This is a genomic window from Sandarakinorhabdus limnophila DSM 17366, assembly GCF_945882885.1.
Taxonomy (GTDB): domain Bacteria; phylum Pseudomonadota; class Alphaproteobacteria; order Sphingomonadales; family Sphingomonadaceae; genus Sandarakinorhabdus; species Sandarakinorhabdus limnophila_A.
Window position 1 is genome coordinate 20,765 of the sequence record NZ_CAMCWT010000032.1, and the last position, 10,880, is coordinate 31,644.

A 10,880-nucleotide genomic window follows, 5' to 3' on the forward strand; every position below is an offset into this window, starting at 1 on the left:
CAAGGGGTGATTAGCGCGGGGCGTCCTCTGCAGCGCGCCGCCGCTCGCGTGCTGCACGTTTGGCGTCGCGCTCGGCCTGCTCATCCGCCTTGCGGGCGGCGCGGCCGCGCTTGATGTCGGCCTCTTCCTGGCTTTCAGTGGCGGTGTCGTAGATGATTGCGCCGGCCTTGATCGGCGCGGTGATGATGGTCTTGGCGGCGCTCATCAGGCACCCGCCGAGCAGAAGCGGCAGGGGAAGCAGAAGCAACGGGCGCAACAACATGGTTACCTCCTAACAGCAGTTTGCTGACGCTTTGATGAAGCCGCCTCAGCCAATTGCGGTTGCCGGCAGCGCCAGAAGCTTCGGAATTGCGCCCTTGAACGGAAAGAAGCCCTTTTTCGCGTGCGGCCAAGCGACATCATCCCACGCCCGCCGCAACCGCACCAGCTGCACGCCGTCGGCGGCCAGCGCGGGGGCCAGCACGTCGAGCCGGTCCTTCACCGGGCCTACGGGCGCATCGGCGGTGATGATCTGCGTCAGCCGGTTGCGGGCGGCCCAATCGCGCATGGCGTCCACGCCGAAGGTGGCATCGACACGTTCCGGCTCCAGCCCCAGCCGCGTGGCGGCGCGTTGCAGACCGTCGGCCAGCATCGCCATCGCGACCTGGTGCTTCAGCGGCGCCGGGGTGCCGCCGATATCAGCTGTGGCGGCCAGCGCCACGATGGCGCCGGGCAGGGCCAGCGTTTCAAGGCTGGTGTCTTCCGTGGTGACGAACAGCCCGGTGCGGGCGGTGGGATCGGCTTGGATCACCGGTGCGGCCGGGATCGGTGGAGGGATGATATCCGCCGGCCACGGTGTGGCCTCGCGGGCCAACGGCGCGTCCACGGAAAAGCGCCCCCCCGAAAGGTCGCGGATCAGATCGGCGCGGGCCAGATAAGTCTTCCCCGCCGTCTGCAGGCCCACCACCCAGCGCCAGCCAAGCGTGTTGCTGGCCGGGCACGCATCGAGGAGGTGCTTGTAGAAGAAGGCCGCGCCCAGCTGCCAGGGCAGGCGCAGGGTGAAGCACCAGATGCTGGCAAAGCTCATCCGCACATGGTTGTGCAGCCAGCCGGTTTCGATCAGTTCGTGCACCCAGGCATCGAAACAGTCGATGCCGGTGTTGCCAGTGAGTGCGAGTTCGTACCGGCGCTGCCATTTGCCGTCCTCGGCCAGCATCGCCTCCATGCGCACCACATCGGCCTGCCATCGCGCCCAGATTTCCGGGCGCTGCTGCAGCCAGCCGACCCAATAGGTGCGCCAGCACACTTCCTGCACGAATTTTTCGGCGCCGCCGAAGCCATGCGCGGCGATGGCAGCAGCGGCGACTTCGGGTTCGCTGATCAGCCGGCGGCGGATGGCGGGGGACAGAAGTGACGTGGTCGCCTTGCCGTCTGGCCCGCCATCATGATTGCGCCGCGCGGCATAGGCGCGGCCCGCCAGTGGCACGAAGTCCTTCAGGCGGGCAAGGGCATCGTCGCGAGTGAGGGGGAAGCTCATGAACGGCGGGATAGCGGCTCAGCCGCCGGAGCGCCCTTGCCGCGATGCCGCAGTGTCAGACCGTGAAGCTTTCCCCGCAGCCGCAGCTGCCCTTGGCGTTGGGGTTGTTGAACACGAAGCCGGCGGTGAAATCATCCTCGCGCCAGTCCATCGTGCTGCCGATCAGGTACATCAGGCTGCCGCCATCAACGAACAAGGTGCCGCGGGGCGTGTCGATGCGCTCGTCTGCCGGCTTGGCGGCGGTCACGTAGGCCAGATCATAGGCCAGGCCCGAACAGCCGCGGCGCGGGGTGGAAAGGCGCACGCCCACGGCATCAGCCGGCGCGGCGGCCAGGATGGCGGCGATGCGGTTGGAAGCCCCTTCGGTCACGATCAAGGGCGCGGGGCGAGGGCGACGCAGAGTTGTCGTCTGTTCCATCACAACATTCCCATCTCAAGCTTGGCTTCGTCGGTCATCTTGCCGGGGTCCCACGACGGCTCCCACACCAGATTGACGTCGCAGCTTTGCACGCCCGGCACGGCGCACACGCGGATTTCGACTTCGCCGGGCATGGATTCGGCCACCGGGCAGGTTGGCGTCGTCAACGTCATCGTCACCACGGCGTGGCCGTTATCGACTTCGACGCCGTAGATGAGGCCAAGATCGTAGATGTTCACCGGGATTTCCGGATCGTGGATCTGGCGCAGGGCGGCAACAATTTCATCCACCAGGTCGCTGCTCGCGTCGGCAGGGGCCGGCTCTGGCTTCTGTTTCAGGAAGCCATCGAGATAATCCGGTGTGTGGCCACTCGATTCCGCTTCCTGCATGGCGCGCAGCGGCGGCGCCTTGGCCACCGGCTTGGCTTCATTGACTTCTTCAACTTCGAAGGCGCGATCAGACATTACTTGACCCCAAAAATACGGGAAACACGGGAAAGGCCATCCACCAGCCGTTCGACATCGCGTGGGCTGGAATAGAGGCCGAAACTGGCACGGGCGGTGGCCGGCACGCCGAGCAGGTTCATCAACGGCTGGGCGCAATGATGCCCGGCGCGGATGGCCACGCCCGCTTCATCCAATATGGTGCCGATGTCGTGCGGATGCACCCCCTGCATGGTGAAACTGAGGATGCCGGCGGAATCTTCTGGGCCCCACAGGCGGATGCTGTTGAGACCCGAAAGGGCTTCGCGGGCCTGGCGCACCAGTGTGGCCTCGTGGGCGTGGATGCGGTCGATCCCGATGGACTCCACATAATCGATGGCAGCCGCGAGGCCGATCACGCCTTCGATGTGCGGTGTGCCAGCTTCGAAACGGCCGGGGGGCGGGGCATAAGTGGTCTGCTCGAACGTCACCGTTTCGATCATGGCGCCGCCGCCCTGCCACGGCGGCATGGAGGCGAGAATCTCGGCCCGCGCCCACAACACGCCGATGCCGGTCGGGCCATAGAGCTTGTGGCCCGACAGCACGTAGAAATCGCAATCGAGCGCGGCCATGTCGAGCGCGAGGCGCGGCGCGGCCTGGCAGCCATCAACCATCAGCAGCGCGCCGGCGGCATGGGCGGCATCGGCAATGCGGCGCACATCGGCAATGCCGCCGAGCACGTTGGAGATATGGGCGATGCTGACCAGCTTGGTTTCCGGGCGGATCATGGCGATGAGCGCATCTTCGTCGATGCGGCCATTGTCGGTCAGCGGCGCGACGTCGAGCACGGCGCCGCTGCGTTCGCACAGCATCTGCCACGGCACTATATTGCTGTGATGTTCCAGCGTGGAAATCAGGATGCGGTCACCCGCCTTGAGGCGCTGGCCCCAGCTTTGTGCGACCAGGTTGATGCCTTCAGTGGCGCCGCGCACGAACACGACTTCGTCCGGCGATGCGGCGCCGATGAAGCGGGCGACGGTGGCGCGGGCTTCCTCAAACCGCAGCGTCATGGTGGCGGAGCGTTCGTACACACCGCGATGCACGGTCGCATAATCCGGGCCGTAGACGCGGGCGATGGCGTCGATCACGGCTTGCGGCTTTTGCGAGGTCGCCGCCGTGTCGAGATAGGCCCAATCGCCGGCCAAACCGGGGAAATCGCCCTTCAGATCGAGCAAGGCAGGTGCGGTCGCCACGGTCACGCCGCCGTCTCCATCAGGGCGGTGATCTCGGCGTCGAGCGTTTCGGTGATCGCTTCGTCCAGGCCTTCCAGCGCGTCCGACAGGAAGGCGCGGGTGAGCAGGGCGCGGGCCTGGGCCGGCGGCACACCGCGGCTGGTCATGTAAAACAGCGCATTGTTGTCGATCTCGCCGATGGCGGCGCCGTGGGCGCATTTCACATCATCGGCAAAGATTTCCAGCTCCGGTTTGGCGTTGGCTGTTGCACCGCGGTTGAGCAGGATGGCCTTGAACGACTGGCTGGCGTCGGTCTTCTGGCCTTCGCGCGCCACGGCGACCTGGCCGAGATAGGAGGTGGTCGCGGTGCCGCCGGCGACGGCGCGCACGATCTGGCGGCTGGTGGAATTGGGGCCGATATGGCGGACGGTGGTGACCAGTTCGATGGTTTGCGCGCCCTTGCCGATCAGGATCGCGCCCAACTGGAAATCAGCGCCTTCGTGCAGCGTCACGTCCAGCGCGATGCGGCCATAGGCGCGGCCCGAATCGAGGATGGTCAGGCGGTACGCGCCGCCCGCGCCGATGCTGATGGCGAGGTGACGGATGCCCTCTTCGCTGGCGCGGATGATGTCGCTGTGCGTCTCGCCGGCCGGCACCACGACCGGCTCGACCGCGACCGGCCAGTGGCGGGCAACGGCGGCGAGTTCGCTGTAGCGCCAGGCCTCATTCTTGCGGGTGGGGAGCGCGCTCATGCGGCGATGGCGGAATAGCCTTCCGCCTCCAGCTTGTGGGCCAGTTCGGCGCCGCCCGAATGGACGATGCGGCCGTCCATCAGCACGTGGATATGATCGGGCACGACATAATCGAGCAGGCGCTGATAATGGGTGATCAGCAGCGTGGCACGATCTGGCCCGCGCATCGAATTGATGCCATCGGAAACGACGCGCAGCGCATCAATATCAAGGCCGGAATCGGTCTCATCGAGCACGGCCAGCCAGGGCTGCAGCACATGCATCTGCACCATCTCGTTGCGCTTCTTCTCGCCGCCCGAAAAACCCTGGTTCACGGCGCGCTTCATCATGTCGAACGGCAGGCCGAGCTTTTCGGCGGCGGCCTTGGCCAGCTTCATGAACTCCGCGCCCGAGGCTTCGGCTTCACCGCGCAGCGTGCGTTGGGCGTTGAGCGCCGTGCGCAGGAACAACAGGTTCGAAACGCCGGGGATCTCCACCGGATATTGCAGTCCCAGGAACAGCCCGGCAGCCGCACGTTCGTGCGGCGCCTTGGCCAGCAGATCTTCACCGCGGAAGGTCACCGAACCGCCGGTCACTTCATAACCAGCGCGGCCGGCCAGCACATAGGACAGGGTGGATTTGCCGGCGCCGTTCGGCCCCATGATGGCGTGCACTTCACCGGCATTCACGGTCAGCGTCAGGCCCTTCAGGATGGTCTTGCCATCAATTTCGGCGGTGAGATTGTCGATAACGAGCATTTGGGGGCAGTCCTTAACGGGTCTGGTTCTGGCGCTTGACGATGGTGACCACCGCCTGTTCGCGCAGTTCTTTTTCAATCACGCCCACGCTGGCTTCGGCGACGGCTTCGGCCTGATTGGCCGTGTGGTTCGGGTGACCAAGTCGATCGAAGGATGCGACCTTGAGCCTGAGTGCGCCGCGCAGCGGGCGGCAGGCCTTCACGGCTTCGATGGCGATGCTGCCGGCGGGGTCCTTGGATACATCGGCGGCGGCGACCTTTTTATCGACGCATTTGCTATAGTCAGCCGTCAACGTGTCTAACTCGGAGCGCAGCTGCTGGCCCCTGGGATCGATGCGTGTCGGTGCCGCATCGCAGGCGGCAAGCGACAGCAGCAGAGGCAAGGCAATCGCCAGCCTCATCCCACGCTGCCTTCCAGGCTGATGCCGAGCAGCTTCTGCGCTTCCACCGCAAACTCCATCGGCAGCTGCTGCAGCACCTCACGGCAGAAACCGTTGACGATCAGGCTGACGGCGGCTTCTGCGTCCAGCCCGCGCGATTGGGCATAGAACACCTGATCATCGCTGATCTTCGAAGTGGTGGCTTCATGCTCGATGGTGGCGCTGGGATTGCGCACCTCGATATAGGGCACGGTATGGGCGCCGCATTGGCTGCCGAGCAACAGGCTGTCGCACTGGGTGTGATTGCGCGCGCCTTCCGCCGTTGCCGCCACGCGCACCAGGCCACGGTATGTGCCACTTGAGCGCCCGGCGCTGATGCCCTTCGAAACGATGGTGGACGTGGTGTTCTTGCCCAGATGGATCATCTTGGTGCCGGTATCGGCCTGCTGGCGATTGTTGGTGACGGCCACCGAATAGAATTCACCCACGCTGCCATCGCCCGACAGCACGCAGCTGGGATATTTCCAGGTGATGGCGCTGCCTGTTTCAACCTGCGTCCAGCTCACTTTGCTGTTCTTCCCCAGGCAGTTGGCGCGCTTGGTGACGAAATTATAGATGCCGCCCTTGCCTTCCGCATCGCCCGGATACCAGTTCTGCACGGTCGAATATTTGATCTCGGCATCGTCCAGCGCGACCAGTTCCACCACGGCGGCGTGCAGCTGATTCTCATCGCGCATCGGGGCGGTGCAGCCTTCCAGATAGGAGACGTAACTGCCCTTGTCGGCGATGATCAACGTGCGTTCGAACTGGCCGGTGTTGGCCGCATTGATGCGGAAATAGGTGGAAAGCTCCATCGGGCAGCGCACGCCCGGCGGAATGTAGACGAAAGTGCCATCCGAAAAGACGGCGCAGTTCAGGCAGGCAAAATAATTGTCGGTGACCGGCACGACGCTGCCCAGCCACTTCTTCACCAGATCAGGATATTCCTTCACCGCCTCGCTGATCGAACTGAAGATGACGCCGGCCTTTTCCAGTTCGGCACGGAAGGTGGTGGCGACGGACACGCTGTCGAATACGGCATCCACGGCGATCCGCCGCGAACCTTCGACGCCGGCGAGCATCTTCTGCTCCTCGATCGGAATGCCGAGTTTTTCATAGGTGCGGCGGATTTCGGGATCGAGTTCATCGAGCGAGGCCAGGGTCGGCTTGGCCTTGGGCGCGGCGTAATAATAAGCGTCCTGGTAATCGATCGGCGCGATATGGAGCTTTGCCCAATCCGGGCTCTCCATCGCTTCCCACTTGGCAAAGGCCTTCAGCCGCCAGTCGAGCAGCCATTCGGGCTCGCCCTTCTTGGCGGAGATGTAGCGGACGGTATCGGTGGTCAGCCCCTTGGGCGCCATTTCCGATTCAACGTCGGTGGAAAAGCCCCATTTGTAGGCGGCAAGATCGGCAACCGCGGCACGTGCTTCGGCGTCCTGGATGGGGGCATCCTGAACAGGTTCATTCTCCACGGCAGTGGCAGACACGTCTTCAGACATCACTCGTCTCTTTCAGTCAGTCAGCCAGCGCCGGGGCGGGCGCCGCCAATGGTGCAGCCGCTGCCGCCGGTCGCACCAGATCGGCCAGTGTCACGGCGGCAAGCGCGCCGCGCACGGCCTGGTTGATCGGGGCCCAATGTCCCCGGATCGCGCAATGGCCTTCCATCACACAGTCGTTCACGTCGTTCCCGGCACAGCTGGTCAGCGCGATCGGGCCGTCCACCGCTTCCACCACGTCCACGACACTGATGTTGGCCGGGTCGCGGGAAAGGGTGAAGCCACCGGCCACGCCGCGTGATGCGGTCAGCAGCCCGCCACGCGCCAGTGTGCCCATTATCTTGGCCACGGTGGGCGCCGGGATCATCGTCAATTCCGCCACCCGCGCCGCCGACAATTTCACCCCCGGCTCACGCGCGGCCGCAGCCATCACGACGACGGCATAATCGGCAAGGTTGGTGAGACGAATCAAGCGTCGGTTCCCAGCGGTGCCCGCAAAGTGGACAAATCTGGTCTACTTATGCGGTTCGGGCCGGCTGGTGTCAAGGTTTGCGCCGCTTTGGGAGCGGCGTCACGTTCAGGCGATGCGCACCAGGCTGGGCAGGCCAGGCAGTTGCCGGCGCTGGGTCATGGTGGCGCGGGTGAGCGGGGCGAGCTGGGCCTGAAAGCGCGCCGGGGTAAGGCCGGTGAAAGCGCTGAATTCGCGGATGAAATGTGTCTGATCATAGAAGGCATCGCGCGCTGCATCCGACCAGCCTTGCGCGTCGCCCATGCCCAAGCGCACCGCAGCGCTCAGCGCACGATATTTGCGCGCCAACAGCTTGGGCGATGCGCCATAGAGCCGGTTTGTGAGCCGTTCGACTGAGCGTGACGACATGCCCGAGGCTGCCACCAGCGCATCAACCTGTGGATTGGGGCTGGCGGTGAGCCATTCATCGGCCAACCGGGTGAACCAGCGAGCGGCGTGACGGTTGGCCGCCAGCCGCGCCTGCAGGAAATCGGTGACCACGCGGGCGCGGCCGGCATTGGTGGATGCGCAGGCAAGCGCGTCCATCAAGTCTGTCACCAGCGCCGGTGGCAACACGCTGCTCAGATCGGTGGCATTGTCGGCCAGTTCGTCGGCCGAAAGCCCGATCAGTTCTGCCCAGCCAAGGGGCAGCAGGCCAATGCCAAACAGGCGAAGCCGCGTATTTGCACTATAATGGGTGGGTGCGGTGGTCGGGCCCTGCAGGATGGCCCCGCTGCCCTCCTATTGCTTTCCGGATTTGTAGTTGTTGCGGGCGACGCCATCGACCAACAGCCGGATCTGGCCCAGTTCGGCGCGCATCAGATCAGAAAACCCCGGTGCCGCGGTTTCGAACCAATAAAGCGCCGACACGTGCAGCCGCAGTGCCGGCGGCGGCTCGAAATACTGGATGGAAATCATGGCCTGCCCTCCCCGGCCGGTCATGCCCTGTCCGCTGCGGCCACAGCAGTCATTGCAATTCCGTTACTGAAAGATAACAGAAAGAACCATTTTGTCAACGCCCCACAAAAAGCGGCCCGGACAGCAAAGCCATCCGGGCCGTTCAAGTTCGGGAAGGCCTGAAAACTGGCCTTCCACGGGTCGCATCCTGTTCATAGGCCTGGCCGGCGGCCATGGATTGTAGATATCCGACAGGATCGCCCTCTTGCGCGGCGCGGCAAAGCCCGTAAGCCGGCCGCCATGGGCAGCACCACCACGCAAGCGCCAGGCCGTCTGGCCTTTCCGGCCATGATCACTGGATCGGCCTGCCTGGCCTTTGGCCCGTGGCTGGTGCGATTGGCCGATGTTGGGCCGCTGGCTTCGGCCTTCTGGCGGCAGGCGCTGGCCGTCCCGTTCCTGCTGGCGCTGGCCTTTGTCGTGCGGGCCCCCGGCGGCAAGCCGGCGGGCTTTGCCGACACCACTTTGGGTATTGTTGGGCTGACGGCGCTGGCCGGCTTCGCCTTTGCGGCTGATCTGTCCGTCTGGCATCTCGGCATCATGCGCACCACGCTGGCCAATTCGACACTGTTGGCCAATGCCGCCACGTTCATGCTGCCGCTATATGGCTTGCTCGCGCTCGGCCAGAAATTGTCCCGGCCGCAATGGTGGGCGCTGGCCTCTGCGGCGGCGGGGGTGACCCTGCTGCTCGGCCGCAGTGCCGAACTGTCGCCGCGTCATTTCGCGGGCGATCTGCTTTGTCTGGCGGCCGCTGTCTTTTACTCCATCTATCTGATCGCCATCGAAAAGGTACGCGGCACACTGCAGGCGATGCCGGCGCTGGCGCTGGCAACGCTGGCTTCCGCCCTCGCACTCGCCCCCTTGGCGGCAAGTGGCGTGTTCTGGCCCCAGAATTGGACCCCGGTGCTGGGCCTTGCCATCGGCAGCCAGGTGGTGGGCCAGGGCCTGATCGTTTATGCCGTGCGCCACCTGTCGCCGCTGGTTGTGGGTCTGTCGCTGCTGGTGCAGCCGGCCATCAGCGCGATGATCGGGGCGTGGCGCTTTGGTGAAGTGCCGGGGTCGCTGGAAATGGTGGGCGCGCTGATGGTGGTGGCCGCGTTGGTGATCGCACGGCTGCCCAGCCGGGGCTAGAATTTCGGCTGCGCTGTCCAACCCGGTTTCTGCCAGCGGTTGGCGACGGCGAGCCCAACGCGCCACGCCGCCTCGGCCTCCTGCGCGGCGGCTTCGAACGTGAAGCCCTTGCCCACCTCGTCGCAGGGCTGGTGATAGCAGCGCTGGTTGTAATCATCGATCAACGCCTGCCCGGCCGTCACGCCGCCCGTCACCAGATCGCGCCCGGCGCGGAAGGCCAGCGCCGGCACGCCTAGACGCGCAAAGGGGAAATGGTCGGACCGGAAATACCAGCCGGCCTCCGGATTGGGTTCGGGCACCACCACCAGGCCCATGGCCTTCGCCGCATCGCCGAGATCGCCTTCCAGCGTGGTGCGGCCGCCGCCGATCAGTTCCAGGCTGCGGGTGCGCGGCAGCTGCACGTGCGGATCGAGATTGATCACGGCCACCGTGCTGGCCAGCGGCACCAGCGGATTGGCAGCATAATATTCGGCACCGAGCAGGCCCTTCTCCTCCGCCGTCCACGCTGCAAACACCAGCGTGCGCGCCGGGCGCGGGCCGGCGGCAGAGGCGCGGGCAACCTCGATCAGTTCGGCGGTGCCGGTGGCATTGTCGATGGCGCCGTTGCGGATGGCGTCGCCCTTCGCATCGGCCACACCCTGCCCGTTGGCATCCCAGTGCGCGCCGAACAGCACGGTCTCGCCGGCCTGCGTCGTGCCGGGCAGCTTGCCCACGACGTTGTAACTGGTGAACGGCGTCGCGGTCAGCCGGCCGCTCGCGGTGGCGGTAGCGGGCAGCGGCAGGGCGCGGAAATCGGCTTTGCGAGCGGCGGCCTTGGCGCGGGCCAGATCCAGGCCCGCGGCGGCCAGCAACCGCTGGCCCAGCCCGCCTTCGATCCAGCTGGCAAAGCGGAAAGCGCCGCCAAATGTCGTCGCGCCCGGCACCATCTGCGCCACGCGTTCGGTGCCGACCAGCTGCGCCAGCGAATAGGAGGCGGCGAAATCCTCATGCAGCACGATGGCGCCCACGGCGCCGGCCTTGGCGGCGGCTGCCATCTTGATGCCGACGCGGCCAGCATAAGTAAGGCGGCGGCCCTCAAAGCCCAGATAGGCCCCGGCTTCACCATCAGGATCGCCGGCGAGCAGCAGCACCACCTTGCCGGCCACATCCACCCCCGCATAGGGATCATGCCCGCCCGCCACCACGCCGAAGCCGGCAAAGACCATCGGCGCGGTGCTGATCGCCATGTCGCCGGGCAAGCGCAGCGCTAACGTGGCGTTCTCGCCCAATCGAATCGGCAGCGCCGTGCCGTTCATC

At 65.5% G+C, this 10,880-nt stretch carries 14 protein-coding genes; 1 reads left to right on the forward strand and 13 read right to left on the reverse strand.

The genetic code is table 11. The features are described 5' to 3' along the window. Window positions 1-10: 10 nt before the first annotated feature. The 12 genes from Q7O19_RS08525 to Q7O19_RS08580 all read right to left on the reverse strand — a co-directional run bounded on the left by Q7O19_RS08525 (window position 11) and on the right by Q7O19_RS08580 (window position 8,441). Entirely contained in the window at window positions 11-262 is a 252-nt protein-coding gene (locus Q7O19_RS08525; RefSeq protein ID WP_303809914.1) for a hypothetical protein, read from the reverse strand. Between the two features lie 45 nt (window positions 263-307). After that, entirely contained in the window at window positions 308-1,516 is a 1,209-nt protein-coding gene (locus Q7O19_RS08530; protein ID WP_303809916.1) for an FAD-binding domain-containing protein, read from the reverse strand. Between the two features lie 55 nt (window positions 1,517-1,571). After that, window positions 1,572-1,934, reverse strand: coding sequence for an iron-sulfur cluster assembly accessory protein (locus Q7O19_RS08535; protein WP_303809918.1), 363 nt, complete (start codon window positions 1,932-1,934; stop codon window positions 1,572-1,574). After that, window positions 1,934-2,398, reverse strand: coding sequence for a DUF59 domain-containing protein (locus Q7O19_RS08540; protein WP_273434136.1), 465 nt, complete (start codon window positions 2,396-2,398; stop codon window positions 1,934-1,936). The genes Q7O19_RS08535 and Q7O19_RS08540 overlap by 1 nt, the downstream gene beginning before the upstream one ends. Further along, window positions 2,398-3,615, reverse strand: a complete 1,218-nt coding sequence (locus tag Q7O19_RS08545) for a cysteine desulfurase (RefSeq protein WP_303809919.1) — start codon at window positions 3,613-3,615, stop codon at window positions 2,398-2,400. The genes Q7O19_RS08540 and Q7O19_RS08545 overlap by 1 nt, the downstream gene beginning before the upstream one ends. Next, on the reverse strand, window positions 3,612-4,340 hold the full coding sequence (locus Q7O19_RS08550; protein ID WP_303809920.1) for a SufD family Fe-S cluster assembly protein: 729 nt from the start codon (window positions 4,338-4,340) through the stop codon (window positions 3,612-3,614). The genes Q7O19_RS08545 and Q7O19_RS08550 overlap by 4 nt, the downstream gene beginning before the upstream one ends. Beyond that, a complete protein-coding gene (sufC, locus tag Q7O19_RS08555) occupies window positions 4,337-5,077 on the reverse strand; it encodes a Fe-S cluster assembly ATPase SufC (protein WP_303782809.1) in 741 nt (246 codons plus the stop codon). The genes Q7O19_RS08550 and sufC overlap by 4 nt, the downstream gene beginning before the upstream one ends. 13 nt (window positions 5,078-5,090) lie before the next feature. Next, window positions 5,091-5,477, reverse strand: coding sequence for a hypothetical protein (locus Q7O19_RS08560; RefSeq protein WP_303809921.1), 387 nt, complete (start codon window positions 5,475-5,477; stop codon window positions 5,091-5,093). Next, complete coding sequence (gene sufB, locus Q7O19_RS08565) at window positions 5,474-6,994, reverse strand: Fe-S cluster assembly protein SufB (RefSeq protein WP_303809923.1); 1,521 nt, start codon at window positions 6,992-6,994, stop codon at window positions 5,474-5,476. The genes Q7O19_RS08560 and sufB overlap by 4 nt, the downstream gene beginning before the upstream one ends. A 16-nt stretch (window positions 6,995-7,010) precedes the next feature. Beyond that, window positions 7,011-7,463, reverse strand: coding sequence for an SUF system Fe-S cluster assembly regulator (locus Q7O19_RS08570; protein WP_369692458.1), 453 nt, complete (start codon window positions 7,461-7,463; stop codon window positions 7,011-7,013). A 105-nt stretch (window positions 7,464-7,568) separates the two neighbouring features. Beyond that, window positions 7,569-8,045 (reverse strand): AraC family transcriptional regulator, encoded by a 477-nt coding sequence (locus Q7O19_RS08575; protein WP_303809924.1) that lies wholly within the window; start codon window positions 8,043-8,045, stop codon window positions 7,569-7,571. A gap of 195 nt (window positions 8,046-8,240) precedes the next feature. Continuing rightward, window positions 8,241-8,441 (reverse strand): hypothetical protein, encoded by a 201-nt coding sequence (locus Q7O19_RS08580; protein ID WP_303809925.1) that lies wholly within the window; start codon window positions 8,439-8,441, stop codon window positions 8,241-8,243. Between the two features lie 255 nt (window positions 8,442-8,696). On the opposite strand from Q7O19_RS08580, the gene Q7O19_RS08585 reads away from it, so the two are divergent. After that, window positions 8,697-9,584, forward strand: coding sequence for a DMT family transporter (locus tag Q7O19_RS08585; RefSeq protein WP_303809926.1), 888 nt, complete (start codon window positions 8,697-8,699; stop codon window positions 9,582-9,584). Here the strand turns inward: Q7O19_RS08585 and Q7O19_RS08590 are convergent. Further along, a partial coding sequence (locus Q7O19_RS08590) for a M28 family peptidase (protein ID WP_303809928.1) occupies window positions 9,581-10,880 on the reverse strand: 1,300 nt, incomplete at its 5' end. The genes Q7O19_RS08585 and Q7O19_RS08590 overlap by 4 nt on opposite strands.